Here is a 24,555-nt window from a genome sequence, read left to right on the forward strand (position 1 = left end):
CACCACGGCGCCGCACGCCCGCCGGCTCGACCTGCGCGGCGTGGCGGTGCTCAGCGCGGCGCTGCTGCTGGTGACGGTCCCGCTGATCCAGGGCCACCAGGCGGGATGGCCCGGCTGGGCCTGGGCGTGCCTGGCCGCGAGCGTCCCATGCCTGGCCGCCTTCGTCCTGGTCGAACGCCGGATCGCGGCGCGCGGCGGCGACCCCCTGGTCAGGATCTCGCTCTTCCGGGCGCGGTCGTTCTCGGCCGGGATCGTCCTGGTGCTCGTCCTCTACACCGTCATCTCGTCCTACTACCTCGTCCTGTCGGTCTCCCTGCAGGACGGGCTGGGCCTGTCGGCGCTGAACGCGGGCCTGGTCTACACGCCCGCGGCCGTCGCCTTCTTCGTGTTCAGCCTGCTCGCCGGCCGGCTTGTCCCCGTCCACGGCCGTCGCGTTCTGGAGGTCGGGGCGGTCGTCCTCGCCCTCGGCTACGCCGCCACCGCCGCACTGTTGATCGGCGGCGTCCCGTACAGCCCGGGAACGGTGATCCCGACGCTGGTGCTGCAGAGCATCGGCGGCGGGCTGCTCATCACGCCCTCCCTGAACGTGGTGCTGAGCAGGATCGATCCCCAGGACGCGGGCATCGCCTCGGGCGTGCTGTCGACCGCTCAGCAGATCGGCGGCGCGCTCGGCGTCGCGGTCATCGGGACGGTGTTCTTCGACGCCTTCACCCCCACCTCCCACGACCGGGCAGGCGCCGCCGCCCACGCCCTGGCGATGGCGTCGCTGGCGACCCTCACCGCCGCCGCCATCGCGGTGGTGTTCGTGTTCCTGCTGCCCAAGACCCGAAAGCCCCACGCCCGGCATCTCCAGCCCGTCCAGAGGGGCGAGCCCACGATGGGGGCGAAATGACACAACCCATGTACGGGTAGCTGTCCCTTCGGGGGAGGGGGACGCCCCTCTCCCCGAAGGGACCTCAGCGTCGCGGCGTGTCAGCTCCGCGACTCGTTGTCGGTCTCCAGGACGAGCCGCGCGAGCTCCACCCGGTCGATGTTCGGCCCGTAGGCCTTCGCGTTGCCCAGAACGATCGCGCCCTGCTCCGTGGTGAGCGTGAGCGGCGTCGCCTGCGGCCAGAAGTTGTCCCAGGCGTAGCTGTGCCGGAACACACCGCGCGTCGTCGTGCCGCCGGTCTCGGTGATGTCGAGGTATCGGCTGATGACGTCAGTGTTGTAGGGGTGGCCGGTGTTCCTGTCGGCGTTGGCGTAGCGCACCGTCAGGACGTACTCGCCGGGGCCGAATCCGTCCGGGCGGGGGAGGGTCACGGTGTTGCCCGCGCCGTTCCCGATCTGCCCGACGTAGGCGTTCCCGGAGGCGTTCGAGCCGCTCGTGGCGGGGACGTTGATCAGCTGTGCCGTTCCGGCGAGCCGCGCCTGCTCGGCCTCCACCCGGTGGAGCGCCGTGTCCGCCTGCTTGGCCCGGACCGTGGTGAGCCCGCGAAGCTCCAGGCCGGCTGACCCGCCGACGTCGATCTGGGAGATGCCGGCCGGGAGGTACACCCGGGCCCGGGAGGACGCCTCGCCCGGGCGTGTCGCCCGCAGGCCCGGGATCTCACGCCCGTCGACGCGGACGCGGAGGTCGCCCGTCCCGTGCGCCCGGTAGGAGAGCTCCAGGTCGTAGTAGCCGTACTCGCTCGCGGCGATGAAGAACGTGGCCCGCGCGTCGCCGCCGAGCGTGATGGCGGGGCCCTTCCCCTCCCGCGTGATCCGGGCGCCGCCGGACAGCCGCGCCTCGTCGGCCGGATATGTCGCCTGCTCCGCCGAGGTGGCCTCGGTGAGGTCGAACTTGTCGAGCGTGATGTCGCTGCCCGGCAGCAGGTTCGTGCCGTCGGCGCTGGTGCGCAGGGAGAGCTGGTGGGTGCCGGCGGTCAGGCGGATCTCCGCGTCGGTGCGGCCGCGGTAGGTCCACCCGAGGTTCGCCGAATACTGCACGATCTGGTTGAGAGCGCCGTCCACGAAGAGCGCGTGCCTGCCCGGCGCCTTGTTCGCGCCCTGGTAGATGCCCAGGCGGTAGCGGCCGTCGCGGGGCACGGTGACGGGGAACGTCACAGCCGAGCCGACCCGGTTCATCGCGCCGACGTCCCGCTTGCCGGAGGTCGCGTACAGCTGGGGGTCCGCCGTCGTGTCCTGGGCGAATGACTGTGCCGAGTCGAGCGTGGCGGACTCCGCCTCGACCGAGACCGTCCACGGCACGCCGGGCGCCGGCGCACCGCCGCTGGAGGGGACGATGGTGACCCGGTAGGCGGCCATCACGTCCCCGCCGGGCAGATCCACCTGAAGCTTGCCCTCGGACAGGGCCGCGCGCCTGGCCGCGATGACCGGCGGTTGGAGCGCGTCGCCTTCGTACCCGGACCAGGTCGTCCTGGACACGACGACGTCGACCTGCTTGCCGAAGACGCTGGGGTCGAGCCTGGAGATGTCGAGCCGGACGGGTTCCGAGCCGCCGCCGACCAGGATGGTGCCGCGCCGTGCGGACTCGTCGATCGCCGCGACGGCCTGGACCGTATCGGCGACGTTCAGCCGCGGCGGGACCGCCTTGACCGTCTGCCCGGTCAGGTCCGCGTACCACTTGAGCAGCCACCAGCCGCCGTTGGCCTGACGGGTGCGCACCGCGTGGTCGTCGAGGTTGCCGGCGTAGGTCCAGTACGCCATGTCGGCGTCGACCTTGGTGTCCTCGAACAGGGAGATCCACTGGATCATCTGACCGGGGACGGACATGTCACGGCGGTTGCCGTACTCGTCGATGTTGATGGGCAGCGGGCCGATGCCCAGGTCGCGCTCCATCTGGCGGTAGTGCTCGTAGTGGCCCCGGTAGTCGGCGAGCCGGTTGCGCGACAGTTCGTGCCAGCTCATGATGTCCGGCAGGCAGTTCCCGTCGCCGCACTTCGCGTCCTTGGCCCAGGTGAGGAAGTCACGCAGGCGGCCGGAGTTGTAGTTCGCCTCGTTCGGGCCGACGATCTTGGCAGCGGGATCGATCGAGCGGATGCGTTCGAACACCACCTTCCAGTCACTGAAGAACTTGTCCTTGGTGGCCGCCCAGTCCTGGTACCAGATGCCGTCGGGCTCGTTGAACGGCACCCAGACGAACTTGCCCTTGTCCTGCGGCCGCTCCCGGACGACCTTGCGGACCATCGTGTCGACCTTCGCGAGGTAGTCGTCGATGCCGCGGTTCTCGTAAGGCCACTGGCTGTAGACGTCCTGCATGTAGACGACGATCTCCTCGCCGCCCGCGGCGAAGAAGCCGTCCGCGATCACGAGGGCGTCGCCGTTGGGATGCTGGTCGCCGTCCGGCGCCTTCTGCGCGATGGTGCGCGGCCGGGCGCCGGCGAGGAGGGCATCGCCTGGCACACCCGGGTCCGACAGGCCGTAGAGCATGCCTGTCGCTCCACCGTGGACGGGGCCGGTGCGCTGCGCGAAGTCGACGGTGACCACGTCGGTGGCAGTGGCCGCGTCGGCGGGGCCGGCGGTCACGGCGGAGGCGGCGAGCGCCGCGGCGGCACCCGCCATGTGGGCGCGCCGGACTAACTGGGGTCGGTGCATGGGTGTCCTCTCGTGCAACAGGACGGATTCGCTCAGGTGTGGAGAGTAAGGGGCGAGAGACTGCAGATAGCTATGTGACCGGTCACATCCTTGAGGCAACAGTGTGACCGGTCACACAACGCGGGTGAAGACCTCTTTGCAAGATTGTTACGCGGAGGTTTTGGGGGAAGTGGGTGTGACACGGCAAATCTGCCATTTTCAACCCAGTTGGCGGCCAGGATCTGGCAATGGGCGCTCTTGCCTCAGGCGCGGTCCTCTTACGTTCGTTATATGGGGTTTTCTTCGCATGCAGCGCCGTTGCCACCGCAAGGTGGGGCGGAGTACCCGATGTCACAGCATGGGTCCGAGGCGGATGACGTGCTCCTCCAGGCTGTACGCGAGTCCGGAGCCCACATCGGCGTCGTCTACCTCCTGTCGGACACCGAACAGGTCCTGGTCATGGACGTGGAGGTCGGCCTGCCGGCCCAGCTCGTCAAGCCTTGGGCAAGGATCAGGTTGAACGCCGGCTCCCCGGTGGCGGCCGTCGCCCGCCAACGCCGGCTGGTCTGGGTGCCCGACCATGAAGGACTCGCCCGGCGCTTCCCCGCGACCGCGCTGGCCACGCCGTACCCCTTCGCCATGGCCGCCGCTCCCATCATGACCGGCTCGCGGCTGAGAGGCGTGTTCGTCCTGATCTGGCCGGCGTCGCACTCCTGCGAGCTGGCCCCTCACGACAGGGAGGCCATCACCTCGGCCTGTGACAGGCTGGCCGCCGTCCTTCAGCAGCCGGACGAGCACCCGGTGAGCCGCGCCTGGGAACCGCGCGTCCTGACTCTGGCGCCGCCTCGGGCGCCGGAACGGCATCCCGAGTCGGCGGTCTGCGGCTATCTTGACCGGCTCCACGTGGGCTGTCTCGCCCTGGATCTGGAGGGCCGCATCACGTTCGTCAGCGCCGCGGCGGCCGAGCTTTTCGACGGCGATGTGATGGGTTTGCTGGGCAGGCCGTTGTGGGAGGTGGCGCCCTGGCTGAAGGAGCCCCTGTTCGAGGATCGGTGCCGCGGCGCCGTGGTCAGCCAGCAGATGACCTCGTGCGTGGCCCGATGTCCCGACGGTCGCATGGTGGAGTTCCGCATGTATCCGGATCCGTCCGGGATCAGTTTGCGGGTCGCTTCCGTCGAGGCGCTGGCGCACATGGACGAGCCCGCAGCGGGCGGGGAAGCCCTGTCACGGGCGGAGGTCTTCTACAGCTTTCTCCCGCTGGCGGTGGCTCTGACCCGGGCGCTCAACGTCCCGGAGATCATCGATCTGGTCGCCGACCATGTCATGCCCGTGTTCAAGGTCAAGGCCATGGCGATCCTGATAGCCGAGGGCGGCAAGCTGCGGATCATCGGCTCGCGCGGCTATGACCAGGACATTCTCGAAGGGCTCGACGGCCTGCCCATCGTCTCGGGCACCCCCTCCGGGGACGTCGCGCGAACCGGTGAGCCGGCGTTCTTCGCCGACGTGAACGAGCTGCGCCAGAGGTATCCGGATGCCGAGGAACATGACCGGATGGCCGCCTGGGCGTTCCTGCCGCTGGAGGTCTACGAGGAGGGCGTCGGCGCCTGCGTGCTCGCTTTCGACGAGCCCCACCCGTTCACCGTCGAAGAGCGTGCCACCTTCACCGCCCTCGCGGGCCTGGTCGCGCACGCCCTTGATCGAGCCCTGCGGTACGACAGCAAGGATCGGCTCGCCCACTCCCTGCAAAAAGCCCTGCTCCCGCGTAGTTTGCCCGAGATCTGCGGCCTCGACGTGGCCGCCTGGTACGTGCCCGCCACCCGCGGCGTCGGCATCGGCGGCGACTTCTACGACCTGATCCGCCTGACCGACACGTCGGCCGCCGCGGTCATCGGCGACGTGCAGGGCCACAACATGACGGCTGCAGCCCTCATGGGGCAGGTGCGCACCGCCATCCACGCCAACGCGGTCGCCGGCGCCAGCCCCGGAGACGTGCTCAAGCACACCAACCGCCTGCTCATCGACGTGGACACCGAGCTGTTCACCAGCTGCCTGCTCATCTACATCGATCTGCAGCTGCGCACGCTCCGCGCGGCCAGTGCCGGGCACCCCCCGCCACTGCTGCGGCCGCCCAACATGCCCACCGAGATCATCGACGTGCCGGCCGGCCTGGTGCTCGGGGTCGACCCCGACGCCGAATACCCCACCCTCCAGGTTCCCTTTCCTCCTGGCGCCCTTCTCGCCCTCTACACCGACGGCCTCGTCGAAACGCCCGGCGTCGACCTGGATCACGCCATCGCCAACCTGGCCTGCTACATGGCCGACAGCTCCCAGGAGCTCCAGCAGCTCGGCAGAACGCTTCTCGACCACGCCCCGCACACCAGCCAGCGCGCCGACGACATCGCGCTGCTCCTCCTGGAACACCGCGCCAAGGCGGTCTGACCGGTCAGGGCCGGCCGTCCGGTGGAAGGCAGATCGTGAGCCCGCCCGGGACGACCTCGGCCTTGAGCCGGCTGGTGCGCCCGCGATCTCCGCCGTCGAGCTCGTACGTCAGCGGAGCGCCGAACCGGGCGGACACCTTCCTGGCACGGGATATCCGGACGAGCGGGGAGTCGTCGGAGCGCCCTGCGGCCATCCTGCCGAGCACGCGCCCCCACTGGACCGGGCCCCTGGCCGTGGAGATGCCAACCTCCAGCCAGCCGTCGTCCGGCCGCGCGTCGTCGAACGCCTCGATGCCGCCGGCGATCGTGCTCACGTTGCCCAGGAGCAGGCAGCTCGCGTCTCCCTCGAACCAGGTCGTCCCGTCGATCTTGATCTTCATCGGCACCAGCGGCCCGCCGACGTGCCGGACGGCCGCCTTGACGTAGCTCAGTTTGCCGAGGCTTCTCTTGGCCTGTCCGTCGACTTCGGCGATCATCTCGGCCTCGAACCCCGCCCCCGCCATCACCGCGAAGTGCTCGCCGTTCAGCACCCCCAAGTCGAGCCGCTCCCGGCGGCCGTGGAAGCCGATCCGTACCGCCTCCTCGAGGTCGGCGGGGACGCCTATGTTCGTGGCGAACAGGTTCGCGGTGCCCGCCGGGAGGACGGCCATCGGCACGCCCGAGCCGGCCATCGCGTCGGCGCAGCGTTGCACCATGCCGTCGCCGCCCCAGACGAACACCAGCTCGGCGCCCTCCTTGAACGCCTGGCGGACCTTCTTGGGCGCCTTCCTGCTCTTGCTCACCTCGTACCAGAGGAGATCGCCGACGTCCTGCTCGGTGATGAGCACACGTAGCCTGTCCAGGCCTGCGCCGAGTGTCTTCTTGCGGTGCGCGACGACCGCCACGGTGGGGGACATGCGCTCAGGACTACCCTCGGCGCCGCCGTTCAGGCCGAGGAATCAAGTCCTCCTTCTCGGGTACCGTGCACGGAATGCGCAATGAGGAAGGGCGGCTGGGACTGCGGCTGGCGGTCGGCGGCCTGGCGGCGGCACTCATCGTGATCCCGTTCAGCCTGCTGCTCGTCGTGGCGAAGATGCCGGTCAACGGGCTGGACGCACAGGTCGCCGACGAGCTGCACGAGTACGCGCTCGCTCACCCCGGTGTGACGCGGTTGCTCATCGTGTGGACGGACGTGTTCGGGCCGTGGCCATGGCGGATCGCGGTCATCGCGTACGCCGTCTGGCTGCTCTACAAGGGTGCGCCGCGGCTGGCCGTCTGGGCGGTCACCACCGTGACCGTGGGCGGGCTGCTCGGCCTCGCCGCCAAGATCGTCGTTGCCAGGGCCAGGCCGCATCTGCCCGACCCCGTCGCGCTCGCCCCGGGCGACTCCTTCCCCTCGGGCCACGTGGTCAACGCGACGCTCGGCGCGGGAGTGATCGTCCTGCTCTTACTGCCCGCGCTGCCCCGGTGGGGGAGGCGCGTGGCCTGGGCCGTCGCCTGGTTCCTCGTGCTGTCGGTCGGCTACACCAGGATCGCGCTGGGCGTGCACTGGGTGAGCGACGTGGTCGGGGGGATCGTCCTGGGAGCGGCGGTGACCGCCGCCACCGTGGCGGCATTCGAGACGTGGCGACGCGACCAGGGCCGCCGGCCCGCCTCGCCGGTGACAGAAGGAATCGAGCCCGAGTCGGCGGAGGTCACGAATGCCCAGGACTGAGCTGGTGAAGTACTACGCGTTGACGCTCTTGTTACCGCTGCTGCTGCTGACCGGGATGACGTACGGCGCGGGGAAGCTGATCCTCGCCTGGCCCACCGGCGAGGCGTCGGTGAGCCGGTCCCTGGCCGCCGGCCGCACCTCGTTGTGGAACACGCTCACCGACTTCGGCAGCAGCCTGTCGGACACTCCCGACATCGTGGCGCTCACCGCGGCGGCCGTGATCGTCTTCAGACTCGTGTACAAACGCTGGCGCGAATCGATCTTCCTGGTCGCGGCCGTCTGGAGCCAGTCGCTCATCTTCCTGGCCGTCACCGAGTCCGTCGGGCGGCACCGGCCCCCCGTACAGCACCTCGACCCCGCCCCGCCCACCTCCAGCTTCCCGTCGGGACACGTCAGCGCCGCCGTCGCCCTCTACTGCGGAGTCGCGCTCGTCCTGACCACTCACGTCCGCAACAGGCCGCTCCAAGTGGTGATCTGGGTGCTCGGGATCGCCGCCCCGCTCACGGTCGCCTTCTCCCGCTTGTACCGCGGCATGCACTTCCTCACCGATGTCTCCTGGGGACTGCTGCTCGGGGCGGCCTGTGTCGTCATGGCCGCCCGGGCGATACTGAAGCAGCCGGTCCGGACCTCGACCTCAGAACTCGCTCGATCGGCGTAGCCGTGGCGGCCTGCCGTCCGGGTCGACGACCATCCGGTACAATGGCAGGGCCATGTGCCACGGAGGCCGCTCGCCGTAGGAACCGGGCATCGGCGCCGCCTGCGGGTCGCCCAGATGCTCGGCGTCGTCGCGGCGGCTGTGGCACAAGTCGATGCCGCCGACGAACGCCACGTCCCTGCCCGGGTCGCGGTCATGACGCAGGACGACGAACTTCTGGTGGTGCGAGCCGCCGCGCCGTACCCGGGTGTCGAGCAGCGCCTGCCCGCCGGCCGCCTCGATGTCCTCGCCGAGGTGCCGGTTCTCGGCTGAGCTGAAGCGCAGGAAGTCCAGGTGCGAGCGCCAGATCAGGCCCCTGACCAGCGCGCCCCTCCCGGCCGCCGCCGCCATCGCGGACGCCACCCCGGGACCGTCGGGCGTGAGCCGCTCGTCGGGGTCGCCGCGCCAGTCGGTGAACAGCAGCAGGTCGTCCTTGCCGAGACCGGCCAGGCACGCGCTGAGCTCGCCGAAGTAGGTGGCGCCGTGGATGAGCGGGCGCACCGAATTCCCCTCCGACCAGGCCGCCAGCTTGGTCGAGCCGTTGCCGCGCTCCTCTCCGGTGAGGAACCAGTCGTCGAGTCTCATGTACGCCGCCACCGGGCCTCTCCGAAGCAGTACCCGGCGAACAGCAGCAGCCCGAGCGCCACCACCATCAGCAGCCAGGGCCCCGCCGGGGTGTTCGCGAACGCCCTGAGCGTCGCGTCGATGCCCCCGGCCTTGTCAGGGTCGAAGGTGATGGCCGCCTGGATCACGAAGACCCCGGCCAGACCGGCGATCAGGCCGCGCGCCAGGTAACCGGCGAGCCCGAGCCGGTCCATCACCTTGCGGGCCCGCGGCGACATCGGCCTGAGCTGCTTGCGGAACTCCTTCTTGATGCCGTACCGCACCCAATAGACGCCGAGCGCGACGATGCCGAGCCCGATCGCACCCACGATCAGCTGCCCGGCGGGCAGGCCGAGCAGCTTGGCCGTCACGTCCTGTGACTTCTGGTCATCGGACTGGCTCTTGCCGCCCAGCAGCAGGGTCAGCAGCGCGGTGCACACGAACGCGTACACCACCACCCGGCTGCCGGCCTCGATCCGGTCCGTGACCTTGCCGTGTCCCAAGATCGCCTCGGACGCCTGCCACAGGGTCAGCCCGGCGAACCCGACGACCATGACCCATAAGAGCACGGCACCGAACGGCAGGTCAGCGACCGTGGCGATCGCCCCGTTCTTGTCCGCCTCCCGGCCGCCGTCGCCCAACGCGATCTGGACCGCCAGCACGCCGATCAGCCCGTAAAGCACGCCACGACAAACAAGGCCGACCCGCGCAAGCTTGTCCATGGCTGGGCTGTCTGCCGCCCGGCGAGCCATGGCCTCAGCCTCGCTCATGTGTTCTCCCGAAAGTCCGTGAAAGACCTCCGAACTGCCCGGGAATCCACGCTCTAGACGTTCAGGGGACCTGGCCTGTCGGTCCCTTGCCGCCCAGCAGGTCCAGCTCGATCATCTCCGCCCCGGCGACGAGCCTCATCGCGGCCGCCGTCTCGGCGCTCCCCTTGATCTCCTCAAGGGTCGCGTCCAGCGCGTCCTGGTCGCGCCACAGCTCGGTCACCCAGACGGTGTCCGGCGCGTCCGCCTGCAGGTTGACCAGGTACAGCTCACACCTGGGATCGCCTTCGAGGCGGGCGGCGGCCGTCAGCAACAGCCCCGCCAGTTCCCGCCCCCGCCCGGGCTGAGCGATCAGCTTGCCGTATCGCGCGACTCGGCTCATGGCCGGCAACGATACCGGCAGGCACCTCATCCGGTGCCGTGGGCCAAGGTCCGCGCCCACCGCCGGCGTCAGTCACGAAAGTGACCGAACCGGCACGCAAATAGCGCAGATTCTTACATGCATCCGGATCGGCGCGCATGGGAGGATGTGCGCCGCGAAGTGGGGGAGGAGAGGGCAGTGCGTCGAGTGGTGATGGTGGGTGCGGCGATCGCCATGGCGGCCTTAGCCGCCGGCTGCAGCGGGCAGGGAGCCAAGGCGACTCCGAGCGGCGTGTCGACGAGCGCCGTGTCCATGAGTGGCGGCGTGGTCTCCCTCACCTTCGACGACGGTCTGGTGCGTCAGAAAGAGATGGCGCAGGAGCTCGCCAAACGCGGCATGGCCGGCACCTTCTACGTCCACAGCACCCGGATCCAGGCCTCCGGCTACCTCAGCCAGACCCAGATCGCGGAGTTATCGCAGGCAGGACACGAGATCGGCGGGCACACCCGCACACATGCCAGGCTGCCCACCCTCCATCCCGACGAGCAGCGCAGGGAGGTGTGCGGCGACCGGTCCGCGCTGGAGGCCCTGGGCTTCACCCCGAGATCGTTCGCCTATCCCTTCCACGAGGTCAACGCGGCGGCCGAGGCCGTGGTGAAGGAGTGCGGTTACAGCAGCGGCCGGGGCCAGGCGGGCGTCGCCGCGGAGCAGATCACCCCGGGAGACCCGTACAACCTCAACACGCCGCTGGCGGTCGGCGCGAGCGCCACGCTTCCCCAGATCCAGCAGTACGTGATCGCGGCCGAGCAGCGTAAGGGCTGGGCGATCCTCGTTTTCCACGACTACTGCGACAACTGCGGACCGTTGGGGGTGAAGCCCAAGGTCTTCACCGATTTCCTCGACTGGCTGAAGGGGCGGAAGGTCGCCATTCGGACCGTCGGCGACGTCATCGGCGGCGACGTGCGACCCGTGCCGCCGCTCAAGGCCCCGTCGATCGTGATGAACGCCTCGCTGGAGAACTATTTCGGCAAGGAGGGGCTCCCGGACTGCTGGCAGCTGGACGGGCGATCCCCGACGGCCACGTTCGGCCGGGTGTCGAGCGCGCACACCGGGCGCTGGGCCGGCCGCATCCAGGTGACCGGGGGCGACCCGGGACAGCTCAGGCTGGCGATCAAGCAGGACGACGGCGAGTGCGCGCCCAAGGCGGGCCGCCTGTCGGTCTGGTACACCTCGACCGCGCCGGTACGGCTCACGCTCAGCAAGAGGACGGGTGACGGGGTGTGGTCGCGCTGGACCGTCGGCCCCGTCTTCCCCGCCACGTCGACCTGGCGGCAGGCCACCTGGGCGCCTCGGCCGGCAGATGCCGCGGGGGTCAGCTTCGGCCTGGTGCTGACCGCGCCCGGTCAGGCCACCTTCGACGACTTCGCGCTGCGCTGAAGCACGTTCGCGAAGGCAGCCAGGGCATACTCCGTGTGCGTGCGCTCCCTGACGAGCTGGGCCGTGCTCAGCAGGGCGGCACGGAAGTCGGGATCCGACAGCGCCCTGTGCGCCTTGGCCGCCGCGTCCGTCCAATCACCCGGCGGGTAGAGCGCCTCCTCCGGGAGGATCTCGGGCAGCGCGCCCACCGCGGGCGCGATCACCGGGCACCCCCTCACCAACGCCTCGGCGACCGACATGCCGAACGACTCGTCGGTCGTCGTCGAGACGGTCAGCCCGCCGTTCGCCGCGATGGCGGAGTAGAGGGCGGGCATCCGGTCGTAGTCGAGGCGCGGCAGCCAGCGGGCCGCGCCGAGGGCGGGCGAGGTGGCGAGTTTGGTGGTCAGCGCGGACACCTCGCTCGCCGGTGCGGTGTACCCGCCGATGAGCAGCGGCGTGACGCCGGGGTTCGCGGCCGCGATCCGATCGAGCAGGTCGGCGGCGGCCCGCCAGCGCTTGTGCCCGTCCAGCTTGCCGATCCAGGCCACCGGCGCGGAGCCCAGCGCGGGCGGGACGGTCTCCGCGTACCAGCGCTCGTCCAGGCAGTTGGGGACCACGCTGATCGGGGAGAGCCCCAAAGCCCGCAGCTTCGCGCGCATGTACTCGCTCACGGTCACGATGTGGTCGGGGCGGATCGCGAGCTCGCCCAGGTAGGAGAGGTTGGTCGTGGTCGTGTGCACCTCGAGGATCAAGGACCCGGGGGAGCCCGCGCGCTGCCACGCTGACAGGAAGCCGGGGCTGTCGATCACGACGACGACATCCGGCTCCGCGTCCCTGATGGCGGCCTCGCGGGCTTCGTCGGTGGCCGTCACCCGGGCCACTCCCGGAGGGAAGTGGGCGACCATGCCGTGGTCCGACTCGTAGAGGATGCCGATCTCGAACTCGGCCGAGAAATGGGTGTACCTGTTGAGCAGCTGGGTGGACACCCCGCCGATCACGCCGTAGCGGTAACAGAACAGCACCTTCATCGGCACTCCAGCAGCGTCAGCAGACCCTCGCGGCCCTTTCGCACGACCCGCTCGGCCAGCTCGGAGTACGTGTCCACCCGGCACTCCCAGGTGTTGCGCGCGAGCCAGGAACGGATCCCCTCGACGTCGAGGGCCGACCCGGCCAGCTGGGGTATGGCCGCGACGAACTCCGCCGCCGACTCGGTGACCCGTACCCCCGGATAGTCCACGCACTGCGGGAAGTAGGTGCTCAGCACCGGCAGACCGAGATGCAGGTACTCGTAGACCTTGATCGGGTCCACCGCGTCGGCCAGCGCGCCGTTCTTGAACGGGATCAGCGCCAGCGCCCAGCCGGCGCTGAGCTCGGCCAGCTCCCGATGGCCGAGCAGGCCGAGCAGGCGCACGTTCTCCGGGAGTCTCAGGTCGGGGTTCTGATGCCCGGCCAGCTCGAAGGTGTAGTGCGGATAGGTCTTGGCGGCGCGGATCAGCAGGTCCCAATCGAACCACTTGTCGGTCAGATGCCCGAAGTAGCCGATCCTGGTGGCGTCGGGCCTACGTGGGGCAGTGGGGGCGGGGAAGGCCGGATCGAGGGCGTTGGCGTTGACGCTCACCTTGCGCCCGCCCAGCGTCTCCATCTTCCTGGCCAGCGGCGCCGAGACCGCGGTGACCACGTCGGCGTGCGCGACGAGGTAGCGCTCGTATCCGGCGTGGTACCACTTCGCCATGCCGATCTTGGCGAACTCCTCCCAGTCGTCGCGCGCGTCGTAGATCGTCACCCAGCCCTGCGAGGCGGCGTGAGTCAGCGTCCGCACCATGGTCTCGTGCGGGAACGAGGCGAACAGCAGCTTCCGCTTGCCGCCGAAGTCGGCGCTCAGCACCTCGTCGAGCAGCCGGGGCGTGATGTCGATCGGGCTCTGGAACAGCAGCGGGTCGGGGTGCGACGGCAGCGGGTCCGTGTCGCGCCAGCGGTAGTAGTTGAAGAAGACCGGGCAGTCGCGGCCGAGGTAGACGCGAGTGAGGCGGATGGGCCTGTTCCCCCGGGCCTCCTGTACGAAGGTCGTGCCCGAGAACATCAGCACCACCTCGTCGCCTTCGGCCGTCCTGGCCCGTTCGATCCACTCATGCAGCCCGATCCTGAACTCCTCCACCGGCACCGGGGCGACCACGTCTTTCGCCACCGCCGGGGCGGGCGTGGGTGGTGGGGACGGGCGTGTGACGACCGTGCGGGTCGGCGCCGCGGGGGAGGTCGCCGGGTGGGCCTTCGGGCCCGGCTGCGCCGGGTCGGGCCGCCCGGGGCGGCGTAACTGCCGGTAGACGGACAACACGCGCCAGGCCCGCGAGGAGCGGATCCTGGTGACCTGATCACGGTAGTCCGCCAGCCGGCCGGTCACCGTCTCCAGCTTGGCCCGTAACCGCTCGTTCTCCTGCCGGAGCTTGGACTCGAGCGTGACGAGCTTGCTCAGGCGCTGCTGGGTGAGCTCGTGCCGGTGCCGCTCGCCGTTGTAGACCGTACGGAGCCTGGCCAGGCCCGCCCGCTCGCCCTGGAGCTCCTCGTCGAGCGCGGCGATGCGCCCGTGCAGTCCTAGCAGGGCCTCCGCGTGCGCGGCCTCGGCCGCCCTCAGTGCCTCGCCGTGGGCGGCCTCGGCCGATTGCAGGTCCTCGGCCTGGGCCCGGACGTGGGCGCGTAGCTCGTCCCGCTGGGCGGTCACGGCCTCGGCTGTCTCGCGGACCGCCTCCAGGCCGGCGCTCAGCCCGTGAACCGACTCCAGGAGCCTGTGCCGCTCCGTTTCCGCGGCGTCGGCGGTCTCGCGGAGCAGAGCGATCTCGGTCTCCGCCGCGCGGATGCCGGCGCGCAGCCGGTCGCGCTCCTCTGTCACCGCGTTGAGCTGCTCCCGGAGCCCGTCCCGTTCCGTGGCCGCTTCGTCAGCGATGCTGAAGGACAGGCGGCGTACGGTCTCCTGCAGCGCCGACAGTTCGTCGAGGACGTGCTGTCTCGTCCTGCTCTCGCCGATCTGCGCCTTCAGTTCGGCGTTGGCCGCGGTGACGTCGCGGTAGAGACGATTGGCCCGCTCCAGCTTGCCGCGGAGGTTCTGTAACCGCTGCTCCAGGTGTTCCTCGCGCTGGAGGAAATCCGCCTCCTCCGGACTGAGCAGGTAGGAGGGGACACCCTGCGGCTTCTCCCGCCGTACGGCCACCGCGGTGATGTGCCGGTCCAGGACGGTCAGCTCACGGACCTCGAACAGGGGGTCGATCAGGCGGCGGAAGCCGGCGCGGTAGAACGTACGGTGATGATCGTGGTGCGGCATCAGCCCGTGAGGCACGGAGAGCAGGAGCGTCCCGCCCGGCGCCAGGACCCGGTGGAGCTCGGTCAGGACCGCTCCGGGGTCCGCCACGTGCTCGAGCAGCTCTCCGGCGACAGCCGAGTCGAAGCAGCCGTCGGGGAAACAGAGGCGTTCGCCCTCGCCCCGCAGGAAAGCGAGCCTGGCGGCCACGTCGGCGGGCAGCTCGGCGGCCAGCCTCCCGGCGAAGGCGATGGCCTCCTCCTCTATGTCGACGCCCGCCACCTGGTCGCCTCGGCGGGCGGCGAGGATGGACAGCGTCCCCTGCGAGCAGCCCAGATCGAGGATGCGACCGGGAGGGAGATGATCCAGGAGCCAGTGCAGCCTGTTCCTGGTCAGCGCCTGGGTTTCGGGATCGACATCTATCCCGTTATAGGCACAATGGACGCGATCATGGTTCATGTGGGCAGGGACCCCTGGGGGATGATCAGTGAAGGCCCGACATTACCATTTCTCGAAATAACCGGTAAGGGCGGTAATCAAGGTGCCTGTGTTGCGTAAGTTCATCGTCCTGGTGACCGCCCTGTGCTCCCTGATCGGTTGCACCTCGTCAGAGCCTTCCGGCGTACGGAGGCCGCCCACGGTCACGGCGACACAGGTTCCCGTCGGTTTGCTTCACGAGCCCGTGCCGGGCCTGCGCGTCGACGACGAGCTCTACGTGCCGCTCGACGCGCTCGCGAAACGCCAGGAACTGACCGTTTCCACGGGTGCCGACGGTGTCGTCCGCGCCGAGTATTTCGAGGACGAGACCCCTCTCATCAAGAAGCACGATCCGCGCGGGCCCTGGCTGCACTTCGCCGGGGTGGATGTCACCACCTGGCGGCGCATCTCCATCGGATCGGACGGGATCCCGGTGAGCACCTACGATTTCGGCACCTTCCAGTATCCGGTCGAGGTCGTCCAATACGGCATGGAGAATTACAGCAAGTGGGTCGTTACGGGTGACCAGAAATACCGGGCCAAGGCCGAGACGGTCGCCCGCTGGCTGCTCGAGCACCAGGACGCCAAGGGCGGCTGGCCCGTGCCCTTCGACTACTCCTATCGCGAAGGGCTGGCCGGCGAGCTGCGCGCCGGCTGGTATTCGGGGATGGCCCAGGGCATCGGGGCGGCCTTCCTGGCCAAGATGTACGACAAGACACGTGAGTCCAGGTACGGCGATGCCGCGCTGCGGGCGCTCGGCCCCTTGCGGACCAAGGTGGAGCAGGGCGGCGTGCTGCGCCGGTTCGAGGGCCGCTTCGACTGGTTCGAGGAGTACCCGACGCCGACCCCGACGCACGTGCTCAACGGCTACCTGTTCGCCCTGATCGGCGTGTACGACGTCGGTGAGCTCATGGGCGACAAATCGGCGAAGGAGATGTTCCAGCAGGGGCTCAAGACCCTCGACAGGATCCTGCCGCTCTACGACCTGTCGTACAGGACCACCTACGACCTCCTCCACTACACGCGAACTCCGGCGACGGCGCCCAACCCCGCCCGCTGGAGCTACCACTCATTGCACGTCACCCAGTTGTCGGCGCTGGACGCGATCACCGGCGGGCGCTACAGCGAGGTCGAGAAGCGCTGGCTCGGCTACCTCAGCGGCAAGGCGTTACCCGGCAATTAGCTATAAAGTCCACTAATCGATCTCTGGAGGTATCGAGGGATGCGCCGCTTCCGCCGCCTGCTGTGGATATCCCTGGCCTCCCTCGTGCTGCTGGGGGTGCTCGGCACCGGCGGGCTCCTCATCTACCAGTCCAGCCTCGACAGCGACATCGTCCGGTTACCCCAGGCCCTGCCCACGTCCCAAGAGGAGGAGAAGCAGCGACCGCAGCCGAAGCCCGGCCACGGAGAGACGTGGCTCCTCGTGGGAAGCGACCGCAGGGCGGACGCCGCCACCACGGGAGACGGCGCCAAGGCGGCGCTCTGGGTGCCCGGCTCGCAGCGCACCGACACGATCATGCTGGCGCACCTCTCCGAAGATCGGAAACATGCCGCAGTCGTGTCGATTCCCCGTGATTCCTGGGTGACCATCCCCGGCCGAGGCCGAGCCAAGATCAACGCCGCCTTCTCCTGGGGCGGACCCGCCCTGCTGATCAAGACCATCGAGTCGCTCACCGGCATCCGCATCGACCACTACGCCGCGATCGACTTCAAAGGGTTCGCCGCGGCAGTCGACGCGGTCGACGGGGTCGACGTCGAGGTGGCCAAGACCGTACGCGACACGAACAGCGGCACCACCTGGACGGCGGGCCGTCACCACCTCAACGGCGAGCAGGCCCTGCTGTTCGTCCGACAGCGCTACAACCTCCCCGGCGGGGACTTCGACCGGATCAAGCGCCAGCAGGCGCTGCTGAAAGCCCTTTCCGATCGGACGCTGAGCGCCGGCACCCTGACCAACCCCGCGAAGGTCGACGGACTGCTCCGCTCGATCACCAAGGCGACCACCGTGGACGACGGCGTGACTCTGGAGATGCTCCGCAGCCGGCTCATCGACCTGGCGGAGCTGGACGCGTCCGACTACTTCACGATGCCCACTCGCGGAACCGGAATGGAGGGATCACAGAGCGTCGTCTACCTGGACAGCAGCAAGACCCGCGCGCTGAGCGAAGCCATCAAGGCTGATCGGGCGCGCGAATACGTCAAGAAGACCGGGCCGGGAAACTCGGTGGACGCCGTCCGGTAGTCACCCGCCGAGGATGTTCCAGGCGCGTACGGTCCAGTCGGTGCCGGCGGAGACCGCGATCGTCGTGCCGCCGGCCTGACCGGCGGCCAGCGCGTACACGGGGCCGGCGTGCCCGCCGATCGGCTTGCCGACCGCCTGGCCGGAGCGCAGGTTCCACACGCGCAGCGACCGGTCGTCACCTGCCGAGACCACCCGCTCGCCGGCCGCCGCCAGCGCCCGCACCCAGTCGGTGTGCCCGCTCAGCGGGGTGCCGATGGCCGTCCCCGTGATCAGGTCCCAGCGGCGCAGCGTACGATCCTCGCCCGCCGACACCGCGACGGGACGGCCGTCGACCACGGCGGTGGTCACCGCGAGGACGACGCCCTGGTGGCCGGTCAGCGGGGCTCCGATCTGCTTGCCGGCTGTGATGTCCCACAACCGCAGCTCGTGGTCCTCGCTCGCGGAGATCGCCATGGGCCGGCCGTTCACGATCGCCGTCGCCAGTGCCCTGATCGGCTTGCCATGCCCGGCCAGGGGCGGCCCGAGGGGCTCCCCTGTGACGGCGTTCCACCGGTGCAGGCCGCCGTCGGCGCCCCCGGAGATGATGACGTCGTTGATGATCGTGACGGCGTTGACGCTGCCCCGGTGGCCGATGAGCGGCTTGCCCAGCGCGGCCCCCGTGTCCAGCCGCCACATCCGCAGGACTCCTCCCGCGTCACCGCTGACCGCCACCGGCCTGCCGGCCACGGTGCCGGCGGCCACGGTCATGATCTGATCGGCGTGGCCGAGCAGCGGCGTGCCGATGGCCGTTCCCGAGATGGGGTCCCACATCCTGACGGTCTTGTCCGCCCCGCCGGAGACGGCCACCGGCCTGCCGCCCACTGTGGTCAGCGCGATCGCTTTGACCGCGGCGGAATGACCGGGAGTGCCCGCGGCCACAGCCGAGGCGGCCCACTTGGTCAGGTCCCACGTCCGCACGGATTTGTCCGCGCCGCCGGAGAACGCGGTCGGGACGCCGTCGACCACGGCCGCCGTCACGGCCGTGACGAATCCGGTGTGCCCGGTGAGCGGGGTGCCCATCGGCTTGCCCGCGGTGTCCCAGCCGCGGATCACGCCGTCACGGCCCGCGCCCAGCAGTGTCCAGGACTTCCCCGTCTTGATCGCCGCGAGCGAGATCACGACATCGGGCAGGTCCCGGATCGTGATGACCCGGTCAGAGGCAAGGTCCCAGACCCTGACCGTCTTGTCGTCGGAGGCGGAGACGACCGCGTCCGGCGTGACGGCCAGCGCCCGCACCCAGTCGGTGTGCCCGGGCCTGGCCGCACCCGCGGGCTTGCCGGTCTTCAGATCCCAGAACCGCAGCACCCGATCCTTGCCCGCGCTCACCGCGACGGGCTTGCCGTTCATCGTGGCGGTGGCGACGGCGAGGACGGCGCCGGTGTGGCCGGTGAGGGGGGCGCCGATGGGGCGGCCGGTGGTGAGGTCCCACAGGCGTACGGTCTTGTCGTCGCTGCCGGTGACCGCGACGGGCTTGCCGTTCACGGTGGTGGTCGCCACCGCTCGGACCCAGTCGCCGTGACCTGGCATCGGCGAGCCGATCGGCTGCGCCGTACGCGCGTCCCACAGCCGGACCGTGCCGTCCTCGCTGGCGGTCACCGTGACTGGACGCCCGGCGACCTCGGCTGTGGCGACGGCGGTGACCGCCGCGAAGTGGCCGGTGGGATGCCAGCCGATCGGGGCGCCGAACCCGGCGGCGGCCGTCGTGGAACCGGGCGGCGTCGTCGGTGGCGAGAGCAACCGGGGCACCAGCACCGCACCCGCTCCGGTGAGCGCCACCAGCACCGCTCCCGCGATCGCAAGCCGCCCGACCCGCTTGCGAGCGCGTAAGGTCGGCGGCGCGCCGCCGGTGGGCTGCGAGATCGGGTCGGGAAATGCCACCTGGGCAGGCCGGACGGTGCCGGGGGTCGAGTCGGGTGGTGCGAAGGGCGCGATCACGGGGGCGGACGTCTCGCGTTCGGCGGGCCACGGGTGCGGCGGATCGCCCGGATCGAGCTGTGGGGAGGGGACGATCAGGGGAGCGGGCGCCTCGCGTTCGGCGGGCCACGGTTGCGGCGGATCGCCCGCGATGAGGGAGTTGAGCACCTGGCGCGCGGTCGGCCGTGACTCCGGGTGACGCACCAGGCAGGAGGCGATGATCGAGCGCAGCGGCTGGGCGATCTCGCTGAGGTCGATCTCGTCCTGGCGCAGGGTGATGGCCATCGCCGCGATGGTGCTGCCGCTGAAGAGCGGCCGGCCCAGCGCCGCGAAGGTCATCGTCAGGCCCCAGCTGAACATGTCGGAGGCCGGGGTCACCCGATCGCCCGCGAGCTGCTCGGGAGACATGTAGGCGGGGGTGCCCAGTACTCCCGTGACGGTCACGGTCTTGTCGCCGAACGAGCGGGCCACGCCGAAGTCGATCACGTAGGGGCCGTCCGAGCCCAGGAGGACGTTGCTGGGTTTGAAGTCCCGGTGGACGATCCCGGCGTTGTGGATGGAGACCAGCGCCGTGGAGGTGTTGACGGCGAGTCGGGTGAGCACTGAGGTCTCCAGCGGCCCCCTGGCGAGGACGTATTGCTGGAGCGACTCGCCCGCGATGTATTCGCTGACCATGTAGAGGCGGTCGTCGCTGATTCCGTGGCCCAGCACACGCACCGTGCAGAACGAGGCCACCTTGGACGCGACCTCGATCTCTCGCTGGAACCGCAGCCTGGACTCGGTGTCGGAGGCGTCGACGGACGTCATTATCTTGATCGCCACTTGCTGGTCGTCGTCGTCGAGTGCGAGGAAGACCGTCCCCTGGCCACCCTCGCCGATCCGGCCCGTGATCCGGTACCGGTCCACGGACCTGGGATCTCCGGGCCTGAGGGGCTGGATGTCCGGCACGAGACTCCTGGGCGGGGGCGGATGCGGGTGACTCGATCATAGGGCCACAAGCTCCACCGAGGCAGGCTACGACGCCCGTACATGATCGATGGTCATAGCAGGGCGGATCAGGAAATGTCGGGCCTTAGGGGGTTTGTCCGTGAAATGCGATATGTGTGCTTCGGCGCTACGGCTCTCACCAGGCTCGGCCGGCCGATCAAAGGTGAACGCTGTATGCACGCTGTGTTAGGAATCGCGTCATGTGACACCTCTAGCGTGCCGGGCATGAAACGCATCCCTTTGGCGGTGGGTGCCGCCGTGCTGGCCGTGAGCCTCGCCGCCTCGGCCGCCTCCGCATCCTCCGCCGCCGCTGCCGAGCCGGACGGCGCGGGCCGGGCCACGCTCACCGGGTTCGCCTCGCTCCCGGCGCAGACCTTCGTGCCCGGCAGTGAGCCATCCGGCTCGCAGATCGGCACGGCCCCCGTCAACGGGGTCACCCCACCTTTCGCCGGCCAGCCGGTCCAGGGGTTCAGCGGCATCGTCCGGCGCGGTGACGGCACCTTCGACGTGCTGTCCGACAACGGGTACGGAGCCAAGAACAACAGCGCCGACTTCCTGCTGCGCGTCCACCGCATCAGGCCGGACTTCCGTGCCGGCACCGTGCGCGTGCTGGGCGGGTTCAACCTGTCCGACCCGGACCGGCGGGTGTCCTGGCCGCTGACCAGGGCAGATCGGGTGCTCACCGGGGCCGGCTTCGACGTGGAGTCGATCGTGCGGGCGGACGACGGCACGTACTGGATCGGCGACGAGTTCGGCCCGTTCCTGCTGCACTTCTCGTCGAGCGGCACCCTGCTGGAGGCGCCGATCGAGCTGCCCGGCGTCAAGGCGCCGGAGAACCCGACGCTGAACGGCGCGACCCCCAACCTGGCCGGCAGCAAGGGCTTCGAGGGCATGGCCCGCTCCGTGGACGGGCGACGGCTGTACCCGCTGCTGGAGGGGACGGTCAGCGGTGACCCCGCGGGTACGCTGCGGCTGAACGAGTTCGACGTCCGCAAGCGCGCCTACACCGGCAAGCGCTGGACGTACCGGCTGGACAGCCCGGCCAACGCGATCGGCGACGCCATCGTGGTGGACGACCACCGCTTCCTGATCATCGAGCGGGACAACAACCAGGGCGACGCCGCCGCGCTCAAGCGCGTCTACCTGGCCGACACCCGCGACCGCGACCACGACGGCGCGCTGGACAAGACCCTGGCCGCCGACCTGCTGGACCTGGCCAACCCCAAGGGGCTCGGCGGGTTCGGGGAGACGTTCCGCTTCCCGTTCCAGACCATCGAGGACGTCGTCATCCTGGACGACCGTACGATCGGGATCCTCAACGACAACAACTTCCCGTTCTCGTCGGGACGCACGCCGGGCCAGCCGGACAACGACGAGTTCATCACCATCCGCCTGCCCTGGCGCCTGCACGCGCGCTGAGCGCATTGCCCTGATCTTCAATGACAGCTTTCTCGTTGTTGTCGCATCGGTTACATCTGATCATTAAGTCTGCCCGCGGGTGCGCGGTGCATTTTCCGACGGAGGAAACTCTGATGCGAGTCGTCCAATTACTGACCGCCTGCACTGCGGTGGCCGCCACCGTGGTCGCGCTCGCCGCGCCGGCCATGGCGCGGGCGGACCAGGACCGAGCCGTTCAAGGCCGGCAGATCAAGATTGGCCGCGATCACCCTGACGTAAGGGTGCCGTTCGTTGTGAAGAGGTCCGGCGAAGCACTGGTCGACCTGGACGCCGCCGCCCCCGGCACGGACTGGGCCGTGAAGGGTGACGAGTCGGCGGTGGTGTCCATCTACGTCGACAACCGCTACGCCACCGACCTCGTCGTCTCCGGAGATCAGCGGCTGCACCGGCAGCTCGCCCTCGGCACGCTGAAGGCAGGGCCGCACCAGCTCCGCCTGCGTTTCGCCGACGAACGATCCGCGGCGGGCAGCGCTTCCGTCCTGCTCGACAAGGTGAAGGTGACGACGTACACGCCGGGAAGCGCCGACTACCTGGCGCTGCGCTACGCCCCGATCGTCTACGGCCGCAACCTCTCCGAGCTCGGTACCCCCTATCAGAACGCGACGACCGACACGCCGCTCATCGCCTGGCACGAGGTCGCGCCGGGGACGGCGCCGGGCCGGACGAAGCTCACGTACTCCGTCGTGTGGAGCAACGAGGACGGCGGGACCAACACGCCGGCGCTGATGGCGCGCTGGGGCCGTACCACTGACATCGAGTGGATCTACGACGTGGAGGTCGACGAGCACGGCAACCGGGTCGCGGGCAGCGACACCTATCAGGCCGCCAACCACCAGACGCTGCACTTCTCCGGACAGTACGAGGGCGACCACGCCCTCCTGGAGACCTGCACCAGCAACAACAACATGTGCGACAAGGTCACCGATCCGATGAGGTTCTTCCTGTCGCCTCTGCAGACCCGGCCGGCCGACCAGCCCCGCGAGTACATGATGGACACCAACGCCTGGACCTACGAGATCATGTCCAAGGAGATGATCCGGGAAGGCAAGATCGAGGCCGCATCGGACACCGCGCCTGCCACGCCCGAGGTGAGCGACCAGCGCAACTACCTGTTCGCGGCGATCAAGAAGACGACGGACCGGCCCAACACGGGCTCCTCCTGGGTCGGCGTCTCGATCGGCGTGCGCCTCAAGAACGGCGGCAGCGTCTACCTGTCGAACCATGTCGACCCCACCTGGTCCATCCAGCGGGACGACCCGGCGGCGACCACGGTGGAACTGCCGGCCGGCACGACCGCCGACGACATCCAGGAGATCACCGCCAACCGCGTCGTGGTCGGCACCGACAACGGCGCCGTCGTGCACGTCACCGGCATCAAGCGCGGCTTCTTCCTGGGCCAGGACTATCTTCCCCAGGAGTCCTTCCTCAACTGGAGCGGCGACGTCACCATCGACGCCGCCACCCCCTCCGCGGTGATCTGGCGCCGCTGACACCACCGTCCCCGCCACGGTCTGGTACGACCGTGGCGGGACGGACCTCACTTCACTCGTATCGGCTTCTGGGGGGTGGGCGCGCCCCGCGGGGACCGATGCCCGACCGTGGCGATCAGGCCAGCCCCTACGATCCGGCACGTTCCAGGCGATGGGCTAGTGAGGGGTGACGGTCCTCTTGCCGACCGAGCCGCGGACCACGATGTGGGTGCCAAGGACGACATGCTGCGGCTGGCTGGGGTCCAGTGCCAGCCGTACGGCGGTGCGGCCCAGCTCCTCGGTGGGGATGTGCACCGTGGTGAGCCCGGGCACCAGGTCGGCGGCGAGCGGGATGTCGTCGTAGCCCGCGACCGACACGTCCTCGGGCACCCGCACGCCCGCCTCACGCAGCGCGGCCAGCACGCCGGCGGCGACCATGTCGGTGCCTGCGAAGATCGCGGTGAAGTCCGCCCCTACCGCCAGCAGGCGCTTGGTGGCCTCGTAGCCGGCGCTGCGGGAGAAGGTGCTGGGCAGGAGGAGGTCCGGGTCGTAGGGCACGCCGTAGTCCTCGTGCGCGCGGCGGAAGCCGTGCACGCGGTCGATCTTGGTGGTGTTCTGGTCCTCGGCGGTGGCGGCGCCCAGATAGACGATCCGGCGGTGGCCGCGGGAGAGCAGGTGGCTGGTCATGGCGTAGGCGCCGGCCTCGTTGTCGTACTCGACCACGGTGGTCGGCACGTCGTCGCCGAGCGGGGGACGACCGCACAGCACCAGCCGGGAGCCGGCCTTGTCCAGGGCGTGCGCGAAGTGCGTCATGCGACGGCGGTAGGCGTCGTCGGCCGAGCCGCCGCCGACCAGGATCACCGCGTCGGCCCGCTGCTCGCGCATGGCCTCCACCACCGTCAGCTCGCGCGCCGGATCGCCGTGTGTGGTGCAGACCAGGCACAGCCGGCCTTCGGCGGTGGCCTGCTGTTCGACGCCCTTGGCGACGTAGGCGAAGGAAGGGCCGGTGACGTCGTCCAGCACGAAGGCGACCATTTTGGTGCTGGCCCCGGACAGGGCGCGGGCGTGCACGTTGAGGACGTAGTCCAGCTCGCGCATGGCGCGGCGTTGCGGACCGCGCAGCATGTCGAGGCAGATGTTCGTGGCCAGGTGG

Annotated in this window: 18 protein-coding genes; 9 read left to right on the plus strand and 9 right to left on the minus strand. The window is 69.8% G+C overall.

From position 1 onward, the window contains the following. Window positions 1-892, plus strand: an 892-nt coding sequence (locus AB0J09_RS24105) for an MFS transporter (RefSeq protein WP_360695043.1), incomplete at its 5' end; no start/stop codon positions are given. 80 nt (window positions 893-972) lie between these two features. Here the strand turns inward: AB0J09_RS24105 and AB0J09_RS24110 are convergent. Then, the gene (locus tag AB0J09_RS24110) at window positions 973-3,576 is read right to left on the minus strand and encodes a hypothetical protein (protein WP_360695046.1); all 2,604 of its coding nucleotides are present in this window, start codon (window positions 3,574-3,576) and stop codon (window positions 973-975) included. A 327-nt stretch (window positions 3,577-3,903) separates the two neighbouring features. Here AB0J09_RS24110 and AB0J09_RS24115 point away from each other — a divergent pair, with 327 nt between their 5' ends. Then, the gene (locus tag AB0J09_RS24115) at window positions 3,904-5,994 is read left to right on the plus strand and encodes a SpoIIE family protein phosphatase (protein WP_360695049.1); all 2,091 of its coding nucleotides are present in this window, start codon (window positions 3,904-3,906) and stop codon (window positions 5,992-5,994) included. A 4-nt stretch (window positions 5,995-5,998) separates the two neighbouring features. Here AB0J09_RS24115 and AB0J09_RS24120 read toward each other — a convergent pair whose 3' ends face one another. Then, window positions 5,999-6,889 (minus strand): diacylglycerol kinase family protein, encoded by an 891-nt coding sequence (locus AB0J09_RS24120; protein WP_360695052.1) that lies wholly within the window; start codon window positions 6,887-6,889, stop codon window positions 5,999-6,001. 74 nt (window positions 6,890-6,963) lie between these two features. Between AB0J09_RS24120 and AB0J09_RS24125 the strand changes: the two genes are divergently transcribed. Beyond that, window positions 6,964-7,686 (plus strand): phosphatase PAP2 family protein, encoded by a 723-nt coding sequence (locus tag AB0J09_RS24125; protein WP_360695055.1) that lies wholly within the window; start codon window positions 6,964-6,966, stop codon window positions 7,684-7,686. Further along, window positions 7,673-8,344 carry a phosphatase PAP2 family protein gene (locus AB0J09_RS24130; protein ID WP_360695058.1) on the plus strand — a complete coding sequence of 224 codons (672 nt, stop codon included), beginning with the start codon at window positions 7,673-7,675 and terminating at the stop codon, window positions 8,342-8,344. Before AB0J09_RS24125 ends, AB0J09_RS24130 begins: the two co-directional genes overlap by 14 nt. Here AB0J09_RS24130 and AB0J09_RS24135 read toward each other — a convergent pair. The 3 genes from AB0J09_RS24135 to AB0J09_RS24145 form a co-directional block, all read right to left on the minus strand. After that, window positions 8,321-8,965 (minus strand): hypothetical protein, encoded by a 645-nt coding sequence (locus AB0J09_RS24135; RefSeq protein WP_360695061.1) that lies wholly within the window; start codon window positions 8,963-8,965, stop codon window positions 8,321-8,323. The genes AB0J09_RS24130 and AB0J09_RS24135 overlap by 24 nt on opposite strands. Continuing rightward, on the minus strand, window positions 8,962-9,753 hold the full coding sequence (locus AB0J09_RS24140; protein WP_360695064.1) for a DUF1206 domain-containing protein: 792 nt from the start codon (window positions 9,751-9,753) through the stop codon (window positions 8,962-8,964). Before AB0J09_RS24140 ends, AB0J09_RS24135 begins: the two co-directional genes overlap by 4 nt. Before the next feature lie 61 nt (window positions 9,754-9,814). Next, window positions 9,815-10,132 (minus strand): antibiotic biosynthesis monooxygenase, encoded by a 318-nt coding sequence (locus AB0J09_RS24145; protein WP_360695067.1) that lies wholly within the window; start codon window positions 10,130-10,132, stop codon window positions 9,815-9,817. Window positions 10,133-10,309: 177 nt separating this feature from the next. Between AB0J09_RS24145 and AB0J09_RS24150 the strand changes: the two genes are divergently transcribed. After that, window positions 10,310-11,548, plus strand: a complete 1,239-nt coding sequence (locus AB0J09_RS24150) for a polysaccharide deacetylase family protein (RefSeq protein WP_360695070.1) — start codon at window positions 10,310-10,312, stop codon at window positions 11,546-11,548. On the opposite strand, the gene AB0J09_RS24155 is transcribed toward AB0J09_RS24150, so the two are convergent. Both AB0J09_RS24155 and AB0J09_RS24160 read right to left on the minus strand, forming a co-directional pair. After that, entirely contained in the window at window positions 11,515-12,555 is a 1,041-nt protein-coding gene (locus AB0J09_RS24155; RefSeq protein ID WP_360695073.1) for a glycosyltransferase family 4 protein, read from the minus strand. The genes AB0J09_RS24150 and AB0J09_RS24155 overlap by 34 nt on opposite strands. Continuing rightward, a complete protein-coding gene (locus tag AB0J09_RS24160) occupies window positions 12,552-15,275 on the minus strand; it encodes a methyltransferase domain-containing protein (RefSeq protein ID WP_360695076.1) in 2,724 nt (907 codons plus the stop codon). The genes AB0J09_RS24155 and AB0J09_RS24160 overlap by 4 nt, the downstream gene beginning before the upstream one ends. A 91-nt stretch (window positions 15,276-15,366) precedes the next feature. Between AB0J09_RS24160 and AB0J09_RS24165 the strand changes: the two genes are divergently transcribed. Both AB0J09_RS24165 and AB0J09_RS24170 read left to right on the plus strand, forming a co-directional pair. Further along, window positions 15,367-16,476, plus strand: coding sequence for a D-glucuronyl C5-epimerase family protein (locus tag AB0J09_RS24165; protein WP_360695079.1), 1,110 nt, complete (start codon window positions 15,367-15,369; stop codon window positions 16,474-16,476). Window positions 16,477-16,515: 39 nt separating this feature from the next. Continuing rightward, on the plus strand, window positions 16,516-17,535 hold the full coding sequence (locus AB0J09_RS24170; protein WP_360695082.1) for an LCP family protein: 1,020 nt from the start codon (window positions 16,516-16,518) through the stop codon (window positions 17,533-17,535). Here AB0J09_RS24170 and AB0J09_RS24175 read toward each other — a convergent pair whose 3' ends face one another. Beyond that, entirely contained in the window at window positions 17,536-20,436 is a 2,901-nt protein-coding gene (locus tag AB0J09_RS24175; RefSeq protein WP_360695085.1) for a protein kinase, read from the minus strand. It abuts the gene before it with no gap. A 264-nt stretch (window positions 20,437-20,700) separates the two neighbouring features. Here AB0J09_RS24175 and AB0J09_RS24180 point away from each other — a divergent pair, with 264 nt between their 5' ends. Together AB0J09_RS24180 and AB0J09_RS24185 are read left to right on the plus strand one after the other, a co-directional pair. Further along, complete coding sequence (locus tag AB0J09_RS24180) at window positions 20,701-21,894, plus strand: esterase-like activity of phytase family protein (protein ID WP_360695088.1); 1,194 nt, start codon at window positions 20,701-20,703, stop codon at window positions 21,892-21,894. Window positions 21,895-22,007: 113 nt separating this feature from the next. After that, window positions 22,008-23,423, plus strand: coding sequence for a hypothetical protein (locus AB0J09_RS24185; RefSeq protein ID WP_360695091.1), 1,416 nt, complete (start codon window positions 22,008-22,010; stop codon window positions 23,421-23,423). Between the two features lie 156 nt (window positions 23,424-23,579). Here the strand turns inward: AB0J09_RS24185 and AB0J09_RS24190 are convergent. Then, window positions 23,580-24,555, minus strand: a 976-nt coding sequence (locus AB0J09_RS24190) for a LacI family DNA-binding transcriptional regulator (protein WP_360695094.1), incomplete at its 5' end; no start/stop codon positions are given.

This window comes from Nonomuraea sp. NPDC049784 (assembly GCF_040659615.1).
Classification (GTDB): Bacteria; Actinomycetota; Actinomycetes; order Streptosporangiales; family Streptosporangiaceae; genus Nonomuraea.